General features: G+C 59.1%; 24 protein-coding genes. 1 reads left to right on the forward strand and 23 read right to left on the reverse strand.

Annotation, left to right across the window (positions count from 1 at the left end; all coding sequences use genetic code 11):
- Positions 1 to 119 precede the first annotated feature (119 nt).
- The 19 genes from der to trmJ all read right to left on the reverse strand — a co-directional run bounded on the left by der (position 120) and on the right by trmJ (position 16,870).
- Complete coding sequence (gene der / locus CLU80_RS07490) at positions 120 to 1,589, reverse strand: ribosome biogenesis GTPase Der (protein WP_093430647.1); 1,470 nt, start codon at positions 1,587 to 1,589, stop codon at positions 120 to 122.
- Positions 1,590 to 1,725: 136 nt separating this feature from the next.
- Positions 1,726 to 2,877: an outer membrane protein assembly factor BamB gene (gene bamB / locus CLU80_RS07495; protein WP_034156262.1), complete on the reverse strand. Its 1,152-nt coding sequence runs from the start codon at positions 2,875 to 2,877 to the stop codon at positions 1,726 to 1,728.
- The gene (locus CLU80_RS07500) at positions 2,870 to 3,511 is read right to left on the reverse strand and encodes a YfgM family protein (RefSeq protein ID WP_093430648.1); all 642 of its coding nucleotides are present in this window, start codon (positions 3,509 to 3,511) and stop codon (positions 2,870 to 2,872) included. Before CLU80_RS07500 ends, bamB begins: the two co-directional genes overlap by 8 nt.
- A gap of 41 nt (positions 3,512 to 3,552) precedes the next feature.
- Entirely contained in the window at positions 3,553 to 4,842 is a 1,290-nt protein-coding gene (gene hisS / locus CLU80_RS07505; RefSeq protein ID WP_016984369.1) for a histidine--tRNA ligase, read from the reverse strand.
- A 37-nt stretch (positions 4,843 to 4,879) separates the two neighbouring features.
- Positions 4,880 to 5,989, reverse strand: coding sequence for a flavodoxin-dependent (E)-4-hydroxy-3-methylbut-2-enyl-diphosphate synthase (gene ispG / locus CLU80_RS07510; protein ID WP_003227888.1), 1,110 nt, complete (start codon positions 5,987 to 5,989; stop codon positions 4,880 to 4,882).
- Between the two features lie 3 nt (positions 5,990 to 5,992).
- The gene (locus tag CLU80_RS07515; protein ID WP_093430649.1) at positions 5,993 to 7,018 is read right to left on the reverse strand and encodes a RodZ domain-containing protein; all 1,026 of its coding nucleotides are present in this window, start codon (positions 7,016 to 7,018) and stop codon (positions 5,993 to 5,995) included.
- Positions 7,018 to 7,776, reverse strand: coding sequence for a type IV pilus biogenesis/stability protein PilW (pilW, locus tag CLU80_RS07520; RefSeq protein ID WP_093430650.1), 759 nt, complete (start codon positions 7,774 to 7,776; stop codon positions 7,018 to 7,020). The genes CLU80_RS07515 and pilW overlap by 1 nt, the downstream gene beginning before the upstream one ends.
- Before the next feature lie 12 nt (positions 7,777 to 7,788).
- A complete protein-coding gene (gene rlmN, locus CLU80_RS07525) occupies positions 7,789 to 8,937 on the reverse strand; it encodes a dual-specificity RNA methyltransferase RlmN (RefSeq protein WP_016984373.1) in 1,149 nt (382 codons plus the stop codon).
- A gap of 28 nt (positions 8,938 to 8,965) precedes the next feature.
- Entirely contained in the window at positions 8,966 to 9,391 is a 426-nt protein-coding gene (gene ndk / locus CLU80_RS07530; protein ID WP_007916882.1) for a nucleoside-diphosphate kinase, read from the reverse strand.
- 88 nt (positions 9,392 to 9,479) lie between these two features.
- Positions 9,480 to 9,680 carry a Fe-S cluster assembly protein IscX gene (gene iscX, locus CLU80_RS07535; protein ID WP_008084655.1) on the reverse strand — a complete coding sequence of 67 codons (201 nt, stop codon included), beginning with the start codon at positions 9,678 to 9,680 and terminating at the stop codon, positions 9,480 to 9,482.
- A 14-nt stretch (positions 9,681 to 9,694) separates the two neighbouring features.
- Positions 9,695 to 10,036, reverse strand: a complete 342-nt coding sequence (gene fdx / locus CLU80_RS07540) for an ISC system 2Fe-2S type ferredoxin (RefSeq protein ID WP_007916885.1) — start codon at positions 10,034 to 10,036, stop codon at positions 9,695 to 9,697.
- Positions 10,036 to 11,901, reverse strand: coding sequence for a Fe-S protein assembly chaperone HscA (gene hscA / locus CLU80_RS07545; protein ID WP_099757101.1), 1,866 nt, complete (start codon positions 11,899 to 11,901; stop codon positions 10,036 to 10,038). Before hscA ends, fdx begins: the two co-directional genes overlap by 1 nt.
- Before the next feature lie 51 nt (positions 11,902 to 11,952).
- Entirely contained in the window at positions 11,953 to 12,474 is a 522-nt protein-coding gene (gene hscB / locus CLU80_RS07550) for a co-chaperone HscB (RefSeq protein ID WP_095048351.1), read from the reverse strand.
- Between the two features lie 8 nt (positions 12,475 to 12,482).
- Positions 12,483 to 12,806, reverse strand: coding sequence for an iron-sulfur cluster assembly protein IscA (gene iscA, locus CLU80_RS07555; protein ID WP_003227904.1), 324 nt, complete (start codon positions 12,804 to 12,806; stop codon positions 12,483 to 12,485).
- Positions 12,807 to 12,840: 34 nt separating this feature from the next.
- Entirely contained in the window at positions 12,841 to 13,227 is a 387-nt protein-coding gene (iscU, locus tag CLU80_RS07560) for a Fe-S cluster assembly scaffold IscU (protein WP_007916892.1), read from the reverse strand.
- Between the two features lie 101 nt (positions 13,228 to 13,328).
- A complete protein-coding gene (locus CLU80_RS07565) occupies positions 13,329 to 14,543 on the reverse strand; it encodes an IscS subfamily cysteine desulfurase (protein WP_007916899.1) in 1,215 nt (404 codons plus the stop codon).
- Positions 14,544 to 14,590: 47 nt separating this feature from the next.
- Entirely contained in the window at positions 14,591 to 15,082 is a 492-nt protein-coding gene (iscR, locus tag CLU80_RS07570; protein ID WP_038362955.1) for a Fe-S cluster assembly transcriptional regulator IscR, read from the reverse strand.
- Positions 15,083 to 15,319: 237 nt separating this feature from the next.
- Positions 15,320 to 16,096: a serine O-acetyltransferase gene (gene cysE / locus CLU80_RS07575; RefSeq protein WP_025109222.1), complete on the reverse strand. Its 777-nt coding sequence runs from the start codon at positions 16,094 to 16,096 to the stop codon at positions 15,320 to 15,322.
- 3 nt (positions 16,097 to 16,099) lie between these two features.
- Positions 16,100 to 16,870, reverse strand: coding sequence for a tRNA (cytosine(32)/uridine(32)-2'-O)-methyltransferase TrmJ (gene trmJ / locus CLU80_RS07580; RefSeq protein WP_093430653.1), 771 nt, complete (start codon positions 16,868 to 16,870; stop codon positions 16,100 to 16,102).
- A gap of 145 nt (positions 16,871 to 17,015) precedes the next feature.
- On the opposite strand from trmJ, the gene suhB reads away from it, so the two are divergent.
- A complete protein-coding gene (gene suhB, locus CLU80_RS07585; protein WP_016773320.1) occupies positions 17,016 to 17,834 on the forward strand; it encodes a type III secretion system regulator SuhB in 819 nt (272 codons plus the stop codon).
- 241 nt (positions 17,835 to 18,075) lie between these two features.
- On the opposite strand, the gene CLU80_RS07590 is transcribed toward suhB, so the two are convergent.
- The 4 genes from CLU80_RS07590 to yajC all read right to left on the reverse strand — a co-directional run bounded on the left by CLU80_RS07590 (position 18,076) and on the right by yajC (position 21,941).
- Positions 18,076 to 18,624 (reverse strand): glycine zipper 2TM domain-containing protein, encoded by a 549-nt coding sequence (locus CLU80_RS07590; protein WP_007956693.1) that lies wholly within the window; start codon positions 18,622 to 18,624, stop codon positions 18,076 to 18,078.
- Positions 18,625 to 18,745: 121 nt separating this feature from the next.
- Entirely contained in the window at positions 18,746 to 19,660 is a 915-nt protein-coding gene (secF, locus tag CLU80_RS07595) for a protein translocase subunit SecF (RefSeq protein WP_099757102.1), read from the reverse strand.
- A 9-nt stretch (positions 19,661 to 19,669) separates the two neighbouring features.
- Entirely contained in the window at positions 19,670 to 21,538 is a 1,869-nt protein-coding gene (gene secD / locus CLU80_RS07600) for a protein translocase subunit SecD (RefSeq protein ID WP_099757103.1), read from the reverse strand.
- A 64-nt stretch (positions 21,539 to 21,602) separates the two neighbouring features.
- Complete coding sequence (gene yajC / locus CLU80_RS07605; RefSeq protein WP_007916913.1) at positions 21,603 to 21,941, reverse strand: preprotein translocase subunit YajC; 339 nt, start codon at positions 21,939 to 21,941, stop codon at positions 21,603 to 21,605.
- Between the last annotated feature and the right edge of the window lie 35 nt (positions 21,942 to 21,976).

Genomic DNA, 21,976 nt, shown 5'->3' on the forward strand with positions numbered 1-21,976 from the left:
CGCGGGAGAGCCCGAGGATAGCCCATCCGGCGCCCATAAAAAAAGGGCGCCGGATGGCACCCTTCTCTCATGTTGATCGTTCCCGCGCTCTGCGTGGGAACGATCAACGAGCCGCGACCCTATTTCTTGTCGCGGCGCTTCTTGCTGGCTTTCTTGTTGTGCGACATCAAGCGACGCTTCTTGTTGACCTGGCGGTCGGTCAGCGTGTTCTTGTTGCCTTCGTACGGGTTCTCGCCGCCCTTGAACTCGATGCGGATCGGCGTACCGACCAGCTTCAGCACACGGCGGTAAGTGTTCTCCAGATAGCGCACGTACGACTTCGGCACTTTCTCGATCTGGTTACCGTGGATCACGATGATCGGCGGGTTCGCACCACCCAAGTGGGCGTAGCGCAGCTTGATCCGGCGGTTGTTGACCATCGGTGGCGCGTGCTCGCCCACCGCGTCTTCCAGAATCTGGGTCAGACGGTTGGTCGGCCAGCGGGTGACCGCCGACTTGAACGAGTTCTGTACCGACGCGTAGAGGTTACCCACGCCAGTGCCGTGCAGGGCCGAGATGAAGTGGATGTCGGCGTAGTCAACGAAGAACAGGCGACGTTGCAGCTCGACCTTGACGAAGTCGCGCTCGCTCGGCGTCATGCCGTCCCACTTGTTGATCGCGATCACCAGTGCACGACCGGATTCGATGGCGAAGCCCAGCAGGTTGAGGTCGTGATCGACCACGCCTTCGCGGGCGTCCATCACGAAGATCACCACGTTGGCGTCTTTGATCGCCTGCAGGGTTTTCACCACAGAGAATTTTTCGACTTCTTCGTGGATCTTGCCGCGCTTGCGCACACCGGCGGTGTCGATCAGCGTGTACTTCTCTTCATTCCGTTCGAACGGGATGTAGATACTGTCGCGGGTGGTGCCCGGCTGGTCATAGACGATAACCCGGTCTTCACCGAGCATGCGGTTGACCAGCGTCGACTTGCCGACGTTCGGGCGGCCGATGATGGCGATCTTGATCCCGTCTTTTTCGCTCGGGCCAGGAATGCGCTTGGCTTCCTCGCCTTCGGCAACGATCTCTTCTTCGCCGTCTTCCGGCTCTTCTTCGTCTTTGGGGAAATCACCCAAGGCGATTTCCAGCATCTGCGTGATGCCACGGCCGTGAGCACCAGCGATCGGGATCGCGTGGCCCATGCCCAAAGGAGCGAATTCAGCGCGGGCCATTTCCGGGTCGATGTTGTCGACCTTGTTGGCGACCACGTAGGAACGCTTGTTACGTTTGCGCAGGTGTTCGGCGATCATCTGGTCGGCGGCGGTAAAACCGGCCTTGGCATCTACCAGGAACAGCACAACATCCGCTTCTTCAATGGCCAGCAGCGACTGCTCGGCCATTTTTTCGTCCATACCGTGCTCGTCACCGGAGATACCACCGGTGTCGACCAGAATGTAGGAACGCCCTTGCCACTTGGCCTCACCGTACTGGCGATCACGGGTCAGACCGGACAAGTCGCCGACGATGGCGTCGCGAGTCCTGGTCAGGCGGTTGAACAAGGTGGACTTGCCGACGTTCGGTCGGCCCACCAGGGCGATTACGGGAACCATGCGGCTCTCCACTTCGTTATTTCAGAAAATACAAAAGCCGCTGCGAGGCAGCGGCTGGTGCTCGGGGCAACGCCTGTTAGCGCTGCAAGCCCCATGAATCCGGGGCCGCCTGGGGGTTTAACCCCAAGCATAGTTGTTACTTGATGGTCAGGGCTTCCAGTTTGCCGCTGTTGCCATAGACATAAATCGTGTCACCCACCACCAGCGGACGGGCACGCAGGCCGTCGCTGTCGATGCGCTCACGGCCGACGAAACGACCGTCAACTTGGCTCAGCAGGTGCAGATAACCTTCCAGGTCACCGACTGCAACATAGCTGGAGAACACTTCCGGAGCCGACAGTTGACGACGAGCCAGCGAATCGTTGCTCCACAATGCTGTGGTGGAACGTTCGTCGACGCCTTCAACGGTGCCCGAGGACAGGCTCACGTAAACGCTGCCGAAACCCTGAGCGATACCGGCGTAGCTCGACGCATCGCGCTGCCAGAGTTGACGACCGCTTTCCAGATCCAGTGCCGCCACGCGACCCTGATAGCTGGCAACGTACAGCGTACCGCCGGACAACAGCAGACCGCCGTCGATGTCGACTACGCGCTCCAGTTCCGAACGACCTTGTGGAATCGCGATCCGTTGTTCCCAGACCGGCACGCCGTTGGAAATATCCAGAGCGACCACTTTACCGGTCGACAGGCCAGCCACCGCGAGGCGGTTGGTGACCAGCGGTGCGCTGGTGCCACGCAGGGTCAACACGGCCGGGGTGCTGTCATACACCCAGCGCTGAGTACCGGTGGAAGCATCCAGACCGATCAGACGATCGTCCTGGGTCTGTACCACCACCACGTCGCCGTTGTTGGCGGGCGGCGCGAGGACTTCGCTGTTCACACGAGCGCGCCACTTCTCTTCACCGTTGCTGGTGTCCAGGGCAACGACTTCGCCGCGCAGCGTACCGATCAGAACCAGCCCGTAACCCACGCCAACGGCGCCGGAGACAGGCAGGTCAAGATCCTGCTTCCATTTCACGTCGCCATTGCCGCGATCCATGGCCATCACCACGCCGGTTACATCGGCGGCGTAGATGGTGTCACCGTCGATCGCCGGCACCAGCATGTTGTAGGTTTCGCCCTGACCGTCACCGATCGAACGACTCCACTGCTTGTGCAGAACCACTTCTTCTTTGAAGTCGGTCAGTTCAGCCGGTGGCAATTCTTTCTTGCTGTTGCTGCTGCAACCCGCGGCCAGAAGGGCCAGAGCCAGCAATGCTGCATGCTTCCAACGGATCACGTCACGCATCCCCTTTGGCCAGGTCGTCGAGCTTGATTTGAAGGCCACCGACCGCCGCTTCATCCGACAGTGCCGCCTTGGCTTTTTGATACGCCTTGTTCGCGTCATCGGTACGGCCCAGCTGTACCAGCAGGTCGCCCTTGAGTTCTTCGCGAGTGGCCAGGAACGCTTTGTCGGCATCGCCGTCGAGCAGTTTCAGGGCATCTTCAGCCTTGTTCTGCGCGCCGAGTACCTGCGCCAGACGCTGACGGGCGATTTCGCCCAGCGCCGGGTTGGCCGGTTTGTCGACAATGGCTTTCAGTTCGGCCGCGGCGTCATCCAGCTTGCCGCTGTCGACCGCCACTTTGGCCACGAACAGGCTGCCGTACTGCGCGTAGGCGGAACCGCTGAATTCGCTGTTGAGCTTGCCGGCCAGATCCGCAACGCGGGCCGCATCAGGCTTGCCGTCAGGCGTCAGCGTGGTTTCCAGCAGTTGCTGATAGAGCACCGAGGCGCCTTGCGACTGGTTGCTCTGGTATTTGTGATATGCCTGCCAGCCGAACACGATGACCAGCGCCAACAGGCCGCCAGTGACCAGAGGTTTGCCGTTGCGTGTCCACCAGTCCTTCAAATCCGCCAACTGTTCGTCTTCGGTACTCGACACCCCAATACTCCTTAATCGCTAAATCGGCTGTTTGGACAGCTTCAACCCTGCACGACGCAGGTGGCCAGGTGAGCGGCGAGCGCATCCCAGGCAATGCTTTGTTGTTCGCCCTGGCCACGCAGGGGTTTGAAACCTACCACTTGCTGGGCCATTTCGTCGTCACCGAGGATCAGTGCGTACAGCGCACCGCTCTTGTCGGCCTTCTTGAACTGGCTTTTGAAGCTGCCGGCGCCGGCATTGACTTGCAGACGCAGGTTTGGAAGTTGATCACGAACACGTTCAGCCAGAGCCAGACCGGCCAGCTCGGCTTCTTCACCGAAGGCGCACAGATAGACATCGACCTGACGGGAGATTTCTTCCGGGATCTGCTCAAGGGTTTCCAGCATCAGCACCAGACGTTCGATGCCCATGGCGAAACCGACGCCGGTGGTCGGCTTGCCACCCATTTGCTCGACCAGACCGTCGTAACGACCGCCCGCGCAAACAGTGCCCTGGGCGCCGAGTTTGTCGGTGACCCATTCGAATACGGTTTTGCTGTAGTAATCGAGGCCGCGCACCAGTTTCGGGTTGAGCACGTAAGGAATGCCAACGGCATCCAGACGCGCTTTCAAACCTTCAAAGTGCGCACGGGATTCGTCGTCGAGGTAATCGGCCATTTTCGGCGCATCGACCAGCACCGCTTGAGTGTCGGCATTTTTCGTGTCGAGCACGCGCAGCGGGTTGGTTTTCAGGCGACGCTGGCTGTCTTCGTCGAGCTTGTCGTGGTGCGCCGAGAGGTACTCGACCAGCGCTTCACGATAACGCCCACGGGACTCGCTGGTGCCGAGGCTGTTGAGTTCAAGCTTGACCGCATCACGAATGCCCAGCTCGCCCCACAGGCGCCAGGTCATGGTGATCAGCTCGGCGTCGATGTCCGGGCCGTCGAGATTGAACACTTCCAGACCGATCTGGTGGAACTGGCGATAACGGCCTTTCTGCGGACGCTCGTGGCGGAACATCGGGCCGATGTACCAGAGTTTCTGCACCTGGCCACCGCCGGTGATGCCGTGCTCGAGTACGGCACGCACGCACGCCGCGGTACCTTCCGGACGCAAGGTCAGGGAGTCGCCGTTGCGGTCTTCGAAGGTGTACATCTCTTTTTCGACGATGTCAGTGACTTCACCAATCGAGCGTTTGAACAGCTCGGTGAACTCAACGATCGGCATGCGGATCTGCTTGTAACCGTAGTTATCCAGCAGACGCGCAACGGTGCCCTCGAAATAACGCCACAACGGGGTCTGCTCGGGCAGGATGTCATTCATGCCACGAATGGCTTGCAGAGACTTGCTCACTTTAAATCCTTAAATTCGTTCGGCGCTTCAATCAGGCTCAGCCGCGCGCAATAACCGCAGCGTCAGCTTCGACCTTTTCGGCCGCTTTCTGGCGGATCAGCTTTTCCAGCTCGTCCACCAGATTGTCATTCGTCAGTTTCTGCGACGGCTTGCCGTCGATGTAAATCAGGTTTGGCGTGCCGCCGGTCAAGCCGATATGGGCTTCCTTGGCTTCGCCGGGGCCGTTGACCACACAACCGATCACCGCGACATCCAGCGGCACCAGCAGGTCTTCAAGGCGCCCTTCCAGCTCGTTCATGGTTTTCACCACATCGAAGTTCTGCCGCGAGCAGCTCGGGCAGGCGATGAAGTTGATGCCACGGGAACGCAGATGCAAAGACTTGAGAATGTCGTAACCGACCTTCACTTCCTCGACCGGGTCGGCCGCCAGCGAGATGCGGATAGTATCGCCAATCCCCTCGGCGAGCAGCATACCTAGGCCCACGGCGGATTTCACTGTGCCCGAACGCAATCCACCGGCTTCGGTGATGCCCAGGTGCAGCGGCTGAACGATTTCTTTCGCCAGCAAGCGGTAGGCTTCGACGGCCATGAACACGTCAGAGGCCTTAACGCTGACTTTGAAGTCCTGAAAATTCAGGCGTTCGAGGTGCTCAACGTGACGCAAAGCAGATTCGACCAGCGCAGCAGGGGTCGGCTCGCCGTATTTCTTTTGCAGGTCTTTTTCCAGTGATCCGGCGTTGACGCCGATGCGGATCGGAATGCCGCGATCACGCGCTGCATCGACCACCGCCCGAACACGGTCTTCACGACCGATGTTGCCCGGGTTGATACGCAGGCAGTCCACGCCCAGTTCGGCCACGCGCAGGGCGATCTTGTAGTCGAAGTGGATGTCGGCAACCAGCGGCACCTTGACCAGTTGCTTGATCTTGCCGAACGCCTCGGCGGCGTCCATGTCCGGCACCGAGACGCGGACGATATCGACGCCAGCGGCTTCCAGACGGTTGATCTGTGCAACGGTGGCGGCGACGTCATTGGTGTCGCTGTTGGTCATGCTCTGCACCGCGATCGGCGCGTCGCCGCCCACCGGTACGTTGCCGACCCAGATCTTGCGCGAAACGCGACGTTTGATTGGAGATTCGCCGTGCATGACTTATTGACCCAACTTCAGGCGAGCAGTCTCGCCACTGGTGAACGGAGCGATATCGACCGGCTGGCCGTTGTAGCTGACCTGCGCGGCGCGGGCAACGCCCAGACGTACGTTAAGCGGCGGCTTGCCGGAAACGGTGACGCTATCGCCTTTATGCTTCAGACCACTGAAAATCACTTTGCCACGGCCATCGGTCACTTGTGCCCAGCAATCGGCACTGAACTGCAGTTGTACCTGACCATCGCCAGCCACCGGAGCGGTTGCTTCTGCAGTCGCTGCCGGTGTAGCAGGAACGACCGGAGCGGTGACGGTCGGCGCTGGAGTGGTTGGCGCGGGGCTAGCCGGGGTAGCGACAACCGGCGCCGGTGTATGAACCGGGGCGGTCGGCGTTGCAGCCGGTGCTGCTGGAGCAGTTGCCGGAGCAGCGCCTTCTGCACCAGTCGATTCAGCCGTGGTTTCCGACTGAGGCAGCGCCAACGCCGTTGAAGTATCGGCCTGGTTTTCCTCGACAGCCTGGTCCTCCGGCTCGTCGATCGGGTGAATCTGAGTCGTGCCGTCAGCACCTTCGACTTCAACGTGCTCAGGGGCCAGGGACGTCAGGTCCTTGGTGCGCTGGGATGTCTGATCCTGCCACCAGACGAAACCGCCGCCGATGACCGCGATCAGCAACAGCAGGCTGACAATACGCAAAATGGTGTGGGAAACCCGCACTGGCTCTTCGATACGGCCGAGGGCGTGAACATTGCTGCCCTGGGAATCGGTACCGGTGGACTGGTCGAACTGCTGAACCAGAACGGTTTGGTCCATGCCGAGCAATTTGGCATAAGCGCGAATGTAACCGCGAGCGAAGGTATGCCCCGGCAGCTTGTCGAAAGCGCCGGCTTCAAGATTGCTCAGGGAAGTCACGGTGAGGTTGAGCTTGAGGGCCACTTCGGCCAGCGACCAGCCATTGCTTTCGCGGGCCTGGCGCAGGGTCTCACCGGGGTTAACGCGATTCGCTGCTACAACTTCGGGATGCGCCGCTTTCATCATTGCTCCGACAGGTATTGCTGATATTCCGGCGTACCGGGATAGAGTCGTTTTAATTGCAGGCCATAACTGGCGGCCTTGTCGCGATCTTCAAACACTTTTGCCAGCCGAACGCCGAGCAATAGACTACGTGCATTTTGTTCGGTCAACTGGCTGAAACGGTCGTAATAGTCTCGCGCGGGCACATAATGCCTGTCTTCGAAGGACAACTCAGCCATTTCCAGCAACGCGCGTGGTTGCTGACGGTTCAAACGCAGTGCTTTTTCCAGCTGTTGCTGCGCCAGATCACGCTGACCGAGCTTCGCCGCCGTCATGCCGAGGTTCTCGAACACACGCGAACGCTCAGGATACAGGGTATCGGCGGCCGCCTGTTCAAAACGCTCGTAGGCTTCTTTATAACGCTGTTGTTCGTAGAGAAAACTGCCGTAATTGTTGAGGATGCGCGCATCGGCGGGACGGGAGGACAAAGCCTTGCGGAAGTGTTCGTCGGCCAGCTCCGGCTCCATTTCGGACTGAAACACCAACCCGAGGGCAGCGTTGGCGTCAGGATCGGAACCGTCGATTTCCAGCGCCTTCTTCAGCGGCACCTTGGCCCGCTCGGTCATGCCTTGCTGCAAGTATCCCAGCCCCAACTGCACGTAGGCAGCCCGCGCTTCATCGCGGCCCTTGCTGGTCTTCATCGGGTTGTAGTCACCCGACAGGACACAACCAGCACACAGGCTGGCCAACAGCAACAGCAGCGCAAAGCGCAGGGACATAGAGATCCTCTCTTAATTTGTGTTCGCGGCGTTCTGTGCCAGATCGCTGTCGGCGCTCAACTCGCGCACTGCGATGTAACGTTCGCTGCGACGGGTGCGATCCAGCACCTGCCCTACCAATTGACCACATGCAGCGTCGATGTCTTCACCACGGGTGGTGCGGACAGTGACGTTGAAACCGGCCTGATGCAACTGATCCTGGAAACGACGGATCGCGTTGTTGCTTGGCCGCTCGTACCCGGAGTGCGGGAACGGGTTGAACGGAATCAGGTTGATCTTGCACGGAATGTTCTTCAGCAGCTCGATCATCTCGACGGCGTGTTCAACCTTGTCGTTGATGTCCTTGAGCAAGGTGTACTCGATGGTCAGCACACGTTTCTCGCCAAGGGCGGACATGTAGCGCTGGCACGACTCGAGCAGCATCTTAAGCGGATATTTTTTGTTGATCGGCACCAATTGGTTACGCAATGCGTCATTCGGTGCGTGCAGGGACAACGCCAGGGAAACGTCGATGTGCTTGGCCAGCTCATCGATCATCGGCACCACACCCGAGGTGGACAGGGTCACGCGGCGCTTGGAGATCCCGTAGCCGAGGTCATCCATCATCAGATGCATGGCGGCAACGACGTTGTCGAAGTTCAGCAGCGGCTCACCCATGCCCATCATCACCACGTTGGTGATGGCACGGTCGACGGTTGCCGGGACACTGCCGAAAGATTTGTTGGCAATCCACACCTGACCGATGACTTCGGCGGCGGTGAGGTTGCTATTGAAGCCTTGCTTGCCGGTGGAGCAGAAACTGCAATCCAGGGCACAACCTGCCTGGGACGAAACGCACAGAGTGCCGCGTTTGCCCTGGGGAATGTATACGGTCTCGACGCAGCTGCCGGACGCCACGCGCACCACCCACTTACGGGTGCCGTCGCTGGAGATGTCCTCGCTGACCACTTCCGGACCACGGACCTCGGCAATAGCCTTGAGCTTGTCGCGCAAGGCCTTGCTGACGTTCGTCATGGCGTCGAAATCATCGACGCCAAAGTGGTGAATCCATTTCATTACCTGACCGGCACGGAAACGCTTCTCCCCGATTGAGTCGAAGAATTTTTCCATTTCCTGTTGAGTCAGACCCAGCAGGTTGGTTTTTACAGTCGATGTAGTCATGGATTCACCTTCACTCTTAAGCCAATGCTTAGCGAGTGGTTACTTCAGTAGCTGCGAAGAAGTACGAGATTTCACGAGCAGCTGCGGCTTCGGAGTCCGAACCGTGAACAGCGTTGGCGTCGATGGAATCAGCGAAGTCAGCGCGGATGGTGCCGGCAGCAGCTTCTTTAGGGTTGGTAGCGCCCATCAGCTCACGGTTCAGAGCGATAGCGTTTTCGCCTTCCAGAACCTGAACAACAACAGGACCGGAGATCATGAAAGCAACCAGGTCGCCGAAGAAACCACGAGCGCTGTGCTCAGCGTAGAAGCCTTCAGCTTCAGCTTTGGACAGTTGCTTCAGTTTCGAAGCTACAACGCGCAGGCCGGCTTTTTCGAAACGAGTGGTGATTTCGCCGATGACGTTTTTTGCAACAGCGTCAGGCTTGATGATGGAGAAAGTGCGTTGAACAGCCATGGTGTAACTCCAGAAACGGTAATTTGCGAAAAATTAAACCCGCGAATTATACGCGGGTTCTTGGGTATTGCCTAACCTGCGAGGACGATCAGTCCAATTCTTCAGCCCAGAGCGTCTGAACCGCTTCCAACACCTTCTCGCCTACGCGACCAGAGGTATTGTCAAAATCCGGCAGTTCTTTGATCCATTGCTGCAAGTCGACGAAATTGACAGAAAACGGATCTACACCCGGCTTGGCCTCGGCCAATTCTTCTGCAATACGTTGAACATCATTCCAACCGTAGCTCATGACAGTCTTACCAGTCAGTGCGGCGCTTCAGCCGCATGGTTAAGCGAATATTTCGGAATTTCGACGGTGATGTCTTCTTCACCGACGATCGCCTGGCAAGCCAGACGCGATTGCGCTTCCAGGCCCCAGGCGCGATCGAGGAAGTCTTCTTCCAGCTCGTCGGCCTCTTCCATCGAGTCGAAACCCTCGCGGATGATGCAGTGGCAGGTGGTGCAAGCACAGACGCCGCCGCAGGCGCTTTCCATCTCGATGTGGTGTTCGTGGGCCAGTTCGAGAATCGATGTGCCGGGCGCAGCCTCGACCACCATGCCTTCAGGGCAGAACTTCTCGTGTGGCAGAAAAATAACCTGCGGCATCAGATATCCTCGATTTCATTCAGATTGCGCCCCGACAGAGCGGCTTTCACCGTCAGATCCATGCGGCGAGCAGCAAAAGCATCGGTCACTTGCGACAGACGCTTGGTCTGCTGCTCGATGGCGTAACCATCCGTACCTTTCATCAGTTCGGCCAGTTCCTGCAGCTGCAGATCGATGACCATGCGCTCTTCGGCGTCGAGCAAACGCTCGCCATCCGCCTCCAGAGCGCCCTGCACGGCTTCGATCAGGCGCTGGGCATCGACTTGCTGTTCACGCAGAACGCGGGCGACTTTGTCGTCATTGGCATGCTGGAACGAATCCTTGAGCATTTTGGCGATTTCGCCGTCGGTCAGACCGTAGGACGGTTTGACCTGAATGCTTGCCTCAACGCCTGAACCCAACTCACGGGCGGAAACGCTGAGCAGACCGTCGGCATCGACCTGGAAGGTCACGCGAATCTTCGCAGCGCCGGCGACCATCGCTGGAATGCCGCGCAATTCGAAGCGCGCCAGCGAGCGGCAGTCACTGATCAGCTCACGCTCGCCCTGCAATACGTGGATCGCCATGGCCGACTGGCCATCTTTATAAGTCGTGAAATCTTGTGCGCGAGCGACGGGGATGGTGGTGTTACGCGGAATCACCTTCTCCATCAGACCGCCCATGGTTTCCAGCCCCAGGGACAGCGGAATCACGTCGAGCAGCAGCAGTTCGCCACCATCGCGCTTGTTGCCTGCCAATGTATCGGCCTGGATCGCGGCACCGATGGCCACCACTTGATCCGGGTCAATTTCAGTCAGAGGCTGACGACCGAAGGCTTCGGCAACGGCTTCGCGAACGCGCGGCACGCGAGTCGAACCGCCGACCATGACCACGGCGTGCACGTCTTCCAGCTCGATACCGGAATCGCGAACGGCGCGACGGCAGGCTTTCAGGCTGCGAGCGACCATCGGCTCGATCAGCGCATCGAATGCTTCGCGGGTCAGCTGTGCTTTCCAGTCGCCGTAGGCTACTTCAACGCTGGCCGCATCCGTCAGGGCTTCTTTGGCCGCGCAAGCGGTTTGCAGCAGATTGCGTTGTGCGCCCGGATCGAGATCGGCAGACAGGCCCGCGCTCTCGATGATCCAGCCGGCAATCGCGTGATCGAAGTCATCGCCACCCAGCGCGCTGTCGCCGCCAGTGGCCAGAACTTCAAAAACACCGCCTGTCAGACGCAGAATCGAAATATCGAAAGTACCGCCGCCCAGGTCATAAATCGCGACCAGGCCTTCAGCGTGTTGATCCAGACCGTACGCCACAGCGGCAGCGGTCGGCTCATTGAGCAGGCGCAACACGTTCAGACCGGCAAGTTTCGCCGCATCCTTGGTGGCTTGGCGCTGAGCATCATCGAAGTAAGCAGGAACGGTGATCACCGCGCCAACCAGTTCGCCACCCAACGTCGCTTCAGCACGCTGACGCAGCACCTTGAGGATATCGGCGGAGACTTCGACCGGGCTTTTCGGGCCTTGCACGGTATCGATGAACGGCATGTGCGATTCGCCACCGACAAAGCGGTATGGCAGTTGCTCGCCCAATTGCTTGACGTCGGACAGACCACGACCCATCAAGCGCTTGACCGACAGCACGGTGTTCAAAGGATCGGAAGCGGCAGCGAGTTTGGCCGACTCGCCGACTTCGACGCGATCGGCGTGGTAACGCACAGCGGACGGCAGGATGACCTGCCCGTTTGCGTCGGCCAACGGCTCGGAAAGACCACTGCGCAACGCAGCGACCAGCGAATTGGTAGTGCCCAAGTCGATCCCCACAGCCAGACGACGCTGGTGCGGTTGAGGACTTTGGCCGGGTTCGGCGATCTGCAGTAGGGCCATCGTGATCAGGACTTATCTGTATATCAGGCGTGCGACCGGAGCGGCACTGGGTTAATCGTCGAGGCGCTCTTCTAACTGGCGCACTTCGTAGGTGAGCTTGTCGAGGAACTGCATGCGCCGCATCAGGCGTTCGGCCTGTTCGCGTTGCGCTGCATCATCCCAACAGGCTGCGAAGCTTTCATTGAGTTCTTCCTGAGCCACTTTCAAGCGCCGCTTGAACACGGCGACACCTTCGAGGTCAGCACTGTCCTGGAGGTCTTCGAGCTCTTCGCGCCATTGCATCTGCTGCAGAAGAAACTCGGGATCATGGACCGTGACTTCCATCGGCACTTCATGCCCGCTGATGGTCAGCAGGTAGCGTGCGCGCTGGGCCGGACTCTTGAGCGTCTGATAGGCGTCGTTGAGCCGCGCAGACTGCTCGAGTGCCGACCGCTGCTCACGCTCGGAAGCGTCGGCAAAGCGATCAGGATGAACGCCGCGCGCCAACTCACGATAGCGCGTAGCCAACTGCTCGAGATCCAGACGGAAACCCGGTTGCAGCTCGAATAAAGCGAAATGACAAGGAATACCCACGACAAGCCTCAGATGTTGAAGCTTTCGCCGCAGCCACATTCACCGCGTACGTTGGGGTTGTTGAACTTGAAGCCTTCGTTCAACCCTTCCTTGACGAAATCGAGCTCGGTGCCGTCCAGGTAGGCCAGGCTTTTCGGGTCGATGATCACTTTTTCGCCGTGACTCTCGAACACCTGATCCTCTGCAACCACCTCGTCGACAAACTCCAGCACGTAGGCAAGGCCGGAACAGCCTGTGGTGCGAACACCCAGACGAATCCCTTCACCTTTGCCGCGCCCGTCGAGGGAGCGCCGCACGTGTCGAGCAGCCGCTTCTGTCATGCTGATAGCCATCGGTGACTCCTTACTCGTCGCCTAATCCAGAAAGTCAGATCAAGCCTTTCTTCTGCTTGTAATCGCGAACAGCCGCTTTGATAGCGTCTTCAGCCAGTACCGAGCAGTGAATTTTCACTGGCGGCAGGGCCAGTTCTTCGGCCAGCTGGGTGTTCTTGATGGTTTCGGCTTCGTCCAGGGTCTTGCCCTTCATCCACTCGGTGGCGAGGGAGCTGGAAGCGATGGCCGAACCGCAGCCGTAGGTCTTGAACTTGGCATCTTCGATGATGCCAGCGTCGTTGACCTTGATTTGCAGACGCATCACGTCGCCGCACGCCGGAGCGCCGACCATGCCGGTGCCGACATCAGGATCTTCCGCGTTCATCTTGCCGACGTTGCGCGGGTTTTCGTAGTGGTCGATGACCTTTTCGCTGTAAGCCATGATTCTCAATCCTCACTCATCAGGGCCGCTCTTGAGACCCTGCAACTGCGCTGCGTAAACCGCCGCGTCGCTACAGGATCTGTATCTGGCGGCTTCTATATTTAGTGTGCCGCCCACTCGATTTTCGAGATATCGACGCCGTCTTTGTACATGTCCCACAGCGGCGACAGAGCGCGCAGCTTGGTAACGGCCTCGCAGACTTTCTGCGCGGCGTAGTCGATTTCTTCTTCGGTGGTGAAACGGCCGAAGGTGAAGCGGATCGAGCTGTGTGCCAGTTCGTCGTTGCGGCCCAGGGCGCGCAGCACGTACGAAGGCTCCAGCGACGCCGAGGTGCAGGCCGAACCAGACGATACCGCCAGATCCTTGAGCGCCATGATCAGCGACTCGCCTTCAACGTAGTTGAAGCTCAGGTTCAGGTTGTGCGGAACGCGGGCGGTCAGGCTGCCGTTGACGTACAGCTCTTCCAGATGCTCGACCTGCTTGTAGAAGCGGTCGCTCAAGGCTTTGATACGGACGTTTTCAGCAGCCATGTCTTCTTTGGCTACGCGGAACGCTTCACCCATACCGACGATCTGGTGGGTCGCCAGGGTGCCGGAACGCATGCCGCGCTCGTGACCGCCGCCATGCATGGTCGCTTCAATGCGCACACGCGGCTTGCGGCTGACGTACAGCGCGCCGATGCCTTTAGGGCCGTAGGTTTTGTGGGCGGAGAACGACATCATGTCGACTTTCAGTTTCTGCAGGTCGATCTCGACTTTGCCAGTGGACTGAGCGGCGTCGACGTGGAACAGAACGCCCTTGGCGCGGAGCATTTCGCCGATCGCGGCGATGTCGTTAACGGTGCCGATTTCGTTATTCACGTGCATTACGGAGACCAAAATGGTGTCTTCGCGCAGTGCAGCTTCAATCATGGCCGGGGTGATCAGACCGTCTTCGGTCGGCTCGAGGTAAGTAACCTCGAAACCTTCACGCTCCAGTTGGCGCATGGTGTCCAGGACAGCCTTGTGCTCGATCTTGGAGGTGATCAGGTGCTTGCCCTTGGAGCCGTAGAAATGTGCCGCGCCCTTGATTGCCAGGTTGTCGGACTCGGTAGCACCGGAAGTCCAGACGATTTCGCGCGGATCAGCGTTGACCAGATCGGCCACCTGACGACGGGCGTTTTCAACGGACTCTTCAGCCTTCCAGCCGAACACATGGGAACGGGACGCCGGGTTACCGAAGTTTCCGTCGACCAGCAGGCATTCACTCATTTTTTGCGCAACACGCGGATCAACCGGGGTGGTCGCAGAGTAATCAAGGTAAATCGGCAATTTCATGGACTATCTCCTAAATCAGGGCTGGCGTGCCGCTAGCTCTCTGGCTGTCATTCGACGGCGGACGCTTCAATCTTGTCCAGGCGTGGCGCCTTGCTGTTGCAACGGCGCTGGTCCTGACGCTGGGCTACTTCTTGCACCTCACGGCGAGTCACAAGATCAGCCAAGCTGATACCACTTAGAAATTCGTGAATCTGCAGGCTCAAATCGCACCACAGATGATGGGTCAGGCAGGTGTCGCCGGAATGGCAATCGCCCTGGCCCTGGCATTTGGTGGCATCGACCGATTCGTTTACTGCATCGATCACCTGGGCGACCTGGATGCCCTGCATCTCGCGGGACAACTGGTAGCCACCACCCGGGCCGCGAACACTGGAAACCAGGTTACTGCGGCGCAGCTTGGCGAACAGCTGTTCGAGGTAGGACAGGGAGATGCCTTGGCGCTCGGAGATATCGGCCAGGGACACGGGCCCGTGCTGCGCGTGCAACGCCAGGTCAAGCATGGCGGTCACGGCGTATCGGCCTTTTGTAGTCAGTCGCATGGACAGTTACCACGGAGTTCAGAATGGGGCGAGTATGCAATTCCCGAGTATTTAAGTCAACTTTAAGACCTAGTACTTTAGTCAGGATTACCCGCAAAAGAGCGCGCGCATCATAGCAAAGGCTGGCGGCTTGCAGCCAGCAGTACCGCGTTATCGTTCTTCGCGAGCAGGCTCGCTCCCACACTGGAACGCTATTCCCTGCGGGAGCGAGCCTGCTCGCGAAGGAATCGGCGCGGTTTAGCTGGCCTGACTCTGATCCTTACCCTTCACACAGGCAAAGTCTTCTTCACGCAGCTCAGGCAGATCTTTCGCACAGTAATTGCTACCCAGATCCTTCAGCGCGCCGCACATCCCCTCCAGCCGCCCGTCCACCGCTTGCAGGTGATCGAGCAACTGACCAATGGCACGCGCCACCGGGTCGGGCATGTCTTCGCTGACGCCGTAGGCATCGAAACCGATCTTCTCGGCCATGGCCTTGCGCTTGGCATCCTGCTCTTCATCGGACTTGACGATGATGCGCCCGGGAATACCGACAACCGTGGCGCCCGGCGGTACTTCTTTGGTCACCACGGCGTTGGAACCAACCTTGGCACCAGCGCCGACGGTGAACGGGCCGAGCACCTTGGCGCCCGCGCCCACGACCACACCATCACCCAGCGTCGGGTGGCGTTTGCCCTTATTCCAGCTAGTGCCGCCGAGGGTCACGCCCTGATAAATAGTCACGTCATCGCCAATCTCGGCGGTTTCACCAATGACGATACCCATGCCATGGTCGATAAAGAAACGACGACCGACCTTGGCCCCCGGGTGAATCTCGATCCCGGTCAGCCAGCGACCGAAGTTCGACACCAGCCGCGCCAGCCATTTCAGTTCGTTGCGCCACAGCATGCCGGCCAATCGATGGATCCAGATCGCATGCATGCCGGGGTAGCAGGTCAGGACTTCAAAAGCGTTACGCGCCGCCGGGTCTCGATGGAATACGCTCTGGATATCTTCACGCAAACGCTCAAACATCATTTAGTCCTTCCGCTTAAGAAGCTCACCACGGGCCGCTTTCTGGGTTTCCGTGAGGATGCCACGCAAAATGTTCATTTCCGCCCGGCTGACCGAGCTGCGTCCGTACAACCGGCGCAGGCGCGCCATCAAGTGCCGCGGCTTTTCCGGATCGAGGAATTCGATGGCGACCAGCGTCTGCTCCAGATGCTCATAAAAGCGCTCCAGCTCATCCATGGTCGCCAGCTCGGCGCTTTTCACCGAAGCCACTTCTTCCTTCTCGATCTTGCTCGGCTGACCTTGGGCGGCCAGCCAGGCCATGCGCACCTCATAGCTCAACACCTGCACCGCCGCGCCGAGGTTCAGCGAGCTGAACGCAGGGTCGGACGGGATGTGCACGTGAAAGTGACATCGCTGCAGCTCTTCGTTGGTCAGACCGGAATCTTCACGACCGAATACCAGAGCGATTTCGGCGCCCTGCCCGGCTTCTTCAACCACTTTGGTGCCGCACTCGCGCGGATCCAGCAGTGGCCAGGGAATCCGGCGGTCACGGGCGCTGGTGCCAAGCACCAGATTGCAGCCGACCAAGGCATCTTCCAAGGTGGCGACGACTTGCGCATTTTCAAGGATGTCACCGGCACCGGAAGCACGAGCATCGGCTTCGTGGTGCGGGAAGACCCGCGGTTCGACCAGCACCAATCGCGACAGACCCATGTTTTTCATGGCGCGCGCGGCCCCGCCGATGTTGCCGGGGTGGCTGGTATTGACCAGGACGACACGAATGTTCTGCAGCAAGGGAGGCGCTCTCGGACACAGGAAAGGGGTGCAAATCTTACAGAACAGCCTACCGTTAAGCTATGAAAGCGAACAGCGTCCTTCACCTGAAGAAAAGTTCTGATAGAATGCGCGGCTTTCTTTAACAACCTTAGGTGACACATCCATGCAGCCCATGCTGAATATCGCGCTGCGCGCCGCCCGCAGCGCCAGTGAACTGATCTTCCGCTCCATCGAGCGCCTGGATACCATCAAGGTCGACGAAAAAGACGCCAAGGATTATGTATCCGAGGTCGATCGCGCCGCTGAACAGAAAATCATCGACGCGCTGCGCAAGGCTTACCCGAATCACTCGATCCAGGGTGAAGAAACCGGCCTGCACGCCGGCACCGGCATCGAAGGCGAAGAGTACCTGTGGATCATCGATCCACTGGACGGCACCACCAACTTCCTGCGCGGCATTCCTCACTTCGCTGTCAGCATTGCCTGTAAGTACCGTGGTCGCCTGGAACACGCAGTGGTTCTGGACCCGGTTCGCCAGGAAGAATTCACCGCCAGCCGTGGTCGCGGCGCCCAACTGAACGGTCGTCGCCTGCGCGTCAGCGGTCGCACCAGCCTTGACGGCGCCCTGCTGGGTACCGGCTTCCCGTTCCGTGATGACCAGATGGACAACCTCGACAACTACCTGGGCATGTTCCGCGCCCTGGTTGGCCAGACTGCCGGCATCCGCCGCGCCGGCTCCGCCAGCCTGGACCTGGCCTATGTCGCCGCTGGTCGCTTCGACGCGTTCTGGGAGTCGGGCCTGTCCGAGTGGGACATGGCTGCAGGCGCCCTGCTGATTCAAGAAGCCGGCGGCCTGGTGAGCGACTTCACCGGCGGTCACGACTTCCTTGAAAAAGGCCACATCGTTGCCGGCAACACAAAATGCTTCAAGGCAGTACTGACGGCGATCCAGCCGCACCTGCCGGCTTCGCTGAAGCGCTAAGCTTCACGCGAAAGAAAAAAAGCACCCTTCGGGGTGCTTTTTTTATGCCTGTATTCAGGCCGAAACAAATCCTTGTGGGAGCGAGCTTGCTCGCGAAAGCGGTGGAACAGCCTGCATAGATGCTGAATGCCAGACCGAAATCGCGAGCAAGCTCGCTCCCACAGGGGATCCGGGGCGCGCCAGAAATGGCGGGCACAAAAAAAGCACCCCGCAGGGTGCTTCTTTCTAAACGGTCGGCCTGTTACTGACCTGGCTCATTCTGCGACAGAATCAACTTGCCTTCCTTGTCGACCGGAATCTGGTTGCCCGGATCGCGATCCATCCGCACTTTACCTTCCTTGCCATCGAGCGAGTAACGCACGTCGTAACCGACGACCTTGTCGCTGATGTCGTTGACCGTGTTGCAGCGGGTTTGCGTGGTGGTGTAGGTGTCACGCTCTTGCATGCCTTCCTGCACCTTGTTACCCGCATAACCGCCACCGACCGCACCGGCCACCGTGGCAATTTTCTTGCCGGTGCCGCCGCCAATCTGATTACCCAGCAAACCACCTGCCAGCGCACCCACAACGGTACCGGCAATCTGGTGCTGATCTTTTACCGGTGCCTGACGCGTCACTGTCACGTCCTTGCACACTTCACGTGGAGTCTTGATCTGTGTTTTAACCGGCTCGACGGCCAACACTTGCGCATACTCAGGGCCGCTTTTAACCAGGCTGTAGGTGGCAACAGCACCCCCGGCAGTTACACCGACAGCACCCAATACCGCACCAACCAGCAACGACTTGTTCACATGAACCTCCTGACCATCACATGCGGGACACGCCCGCGCTTCTCCCAGCCTTGGAGCATAAAAAAAGGCGCGAGTTCAACTCGCGCCTTTCTTGGGCTGACAGCCGGGAAAACGATGGCCGTTATGGACGGTCGTCGACTTCCTTCTCGGTGTTCGCCGGAGGAATCAGATCCTCAGTGCTCAGGTTCAGCCAGATCAGCACCACGTTAGCGATGTAGATCGACGAGTAAGTACCCGCCAGAACACCGATGAACAGGGCAATCGAGAAACCGAACAGATTGTCGCCACCGAAGAACAGCAGTGCCGCGATCGCCAGCAAGGTGGAGATCGACGTCGCCATGGTCCGCAGCAGGGTCTGAGTGGTCGAGATATTGATGTTCTCGATCAGCGAAGCCTTGCGCAGCACGCGAAAGTTCTCACGAACCCGGTCGAATACCACGATGGTGTCGTTCAGCGAGTAACCGATGATCGCCAGTACCGCCGCCAGCACCGTCAGGTCGAAGGTGATCTGGAAGAACGACAGGATACCAATGGTCACGATCACGTCGTGGATCAGCGAAACGATGGCGCCGACCGCGAATTTCCACTGAAAGCGGAAAGCCAGGTAGATCAGGATGCCGCCGAGCGCCAGCAGCATGCCGAGGCCGCCCTGGTCACGCAGCTCTTCACCGACCTGCGGGCCAACGAACTCGACGCGCTTGACCGTCGCCGGGTTGTCACCGCCGAGCTTCTGTAGCGCTTCCGCGACCTGATGCCCCAACTGCGGATCTTCACCCGGCATACGCACCAGCAGATCGGTGGTTGCACCAAAGCTCTGCACGATGGCCTCGTGGTAACCCGAAGTCACCAGCTCTTCACGCACCTTGGTGACATCGGCCGGACGCTCGTAAGTCAGCTCGATGAGCGTACCGCCGGTGAAGTCCAGGCCCCAGTTCATGCCCCTGGTAGCGACACTGAAAATAGCCAGCAACGTGAGAAACACTGTGACGCCGAACGCGAAGTTGCGAACGCCCATGAAGTTGATTGTACGTAACATGGCAGCCCCTTAAATCCACAACTTCTTGAAGTCACGTCCGCCAAAGATCAGGTTGACCATTGCGCGGGTCACCATGATGGCCGTGAACATCGAGGTAAAGATCCCGAGGGACATGGTCACTGCGAAACCTTTGACCGGGCCGGTGCCCATGGCAAAGAGAATCCCGCCGACCAGCAACGTGGTCAGGTTGGCGTCGAGAATCGCGGTGAATGCCCGGCCGAAGCCTTCGTTGATTGCACGCTGCACGGTCATGCCGGCGGCGATCTCTTCACGGATCCGCGAGAAGATCAGCACGTTGGCGTCGACCGCCATACCCATGGTCAGCACGATACCAGCGATACCCGGCAGGGTCAGCGTTGCACCCAGCAGCGACATCAAGGCCAGCAGCAGCACCATGTTCACCGCCAGTGCGACGGTGGCGATGATGCCGAAGAAGCGGTAGATGGCGATGATGAACAGCGACACGAACAGCATGCCCCACAGCGACGCATCGATACCTTTGGTGATGTTGTCCGCACCCAGGCTCGGGCCGATGGTGCGCTCTTCAGCGAAGTACATCGGTGCAGCCAGACCACCGGCACGCAGCAACAGCGCCAGTTCGGACGATTCGCCCTGACCGTTCAGACCAGTGATACGGAACTGAGCGCCCAGCGGCGACTGAATGGTCGCCAGGCTGATGATCTTCTTCTCTTCTTTAAACGTCTGAACGGCAACGTCTTTCTCGACGCCATCGACCACTTGCTTGGTGTAAGTGGTGACCGGACGCTGTTCGATGAAGATCACCGCCATGCTGCGACCAACGTTCGAACGGGTGGCGCGACTCATCAGCTCACCACCATGACCATCCAGACGGATGTTCACTTCTGGTGTGCCGTGCTCACCAAAACCAGCCTTGGCATCGGTAACCTGGTCACCGGTGATGATCAGACCACGTTCGATCTGTGCTGGCGGACGCTTGCCTTCGCGGAACTCGAAGGTTTCCGAAGTGGCTTTCGAAGCACCCGGCTCTGCAGCCAGACGGAACTCAAGGTTGGCCGTCTTGCCGAGAATACGCTTGGCTTCGGCAGTGTCCTGCACGCCCGGCAGCTCAACCACGATGCGGTTGGCGCCCTGGCGCTGAACGATTGGTTCGGCAACACCCAGCTCGTTGACGCGGTTACGTACCGTGGTCAAGTTCTGCTTGATGGAGTATTCACGGATTTCCGCCAGCTTGGCCGGGGTCATCGCCAGACGCAGCACCGGTTGACCGTTGAGGTCGGCCGGAACAATGTCGAAATCGTTGAAGTTCTTGCGGATCAGTGCACGGGCCTGTTCGCGGGAGTCTTCATCGCTGAAGCCCAACTGAATGGCACCGCCCAGTTGCGGCAGGCTGCGATAGCGCAGCTTCTCTTTGCGCAGCAGGCTCTTGACGTCGCCTTCGTAAACTTTCAGGCGTGCATCGAGGGCTTTATCCATGTCCACTTCCAGCAGGAAGTGCACACCACCGGATAAGTCCAGACCCAGTTTCATCGGGTGCGCGCCCAGGTTGCGCAGCCATTGCGGGGTGGTCTGTGCCAGGTTCAGCGCGACGACGTAGTCATCACCCAATGCCTTGCGCACAACGTCTTTGGCCGGCAGCTGATCTTCAGCCTTGCTCAGACGGATCAGACCGCCCTTGCCGTTTGCCGCCAGCGTGGCTGCCTTGACGTTGATCCCGGATTCCTTGAGCGCAGTGCTCACACGGTCCAGATCAGCCTGATTGACTTGCAGCGCAGTGCTTGCACCGCTGACCTGAATGGCCGGGTCATCAGGATAAAGATTGGGAGCGGAATAAATCAGACCGACCGCCAGCACCGCCAGGATCAGAATGTATTTCCACAGAGGATATTTGTTCAGCATCACGCCGCCCGTTATGAACGCGGGGCGCCTTGCGCGCCCCGTCGATTGAGTAGAAGTTGTTGCTTCAGATCGCTTTCAGCGTGCCTTTTGGCAGCGTGGCGGCGATGGCGCCTTTCTGGAACTTCATTTCCACGGTGTCGGAAACTTCCAGAACCACGAAGTCATCGGCAACTTTAGTGATCTTGCCGGCGATGCCGCCAGTGGTCACAACTTCGTCACCTTTCTGCAGGCTGCTCAGCAGGTTCTTCTGCTCTTTGGCGCGCTTGGCCTGTGGACGCCAGATCATCAGGTAGAAGATGACCAGGAAGCCGACCAGGAAAATCCACTCGAAACCGCCGCCCATTGGGCCGGCAGCAGCCGGTGCAGCCGCGTCAGCCATGGCGTTAGAGATAAAAAAGCTCATTTAGCACTCCAGTTGCAAATGTTGAATCTTGGGGT

It is taken from the genome of Pseudomonas sp. 29, from assembly GCF_002754355.1.
GTDB lineage: Bacteria > Pseudomonadota > Gammaproteobacteria > Pseudomonadales > Pseudomonadaceae > Aquipseudomonas > Aquipseudomonas neuropathica.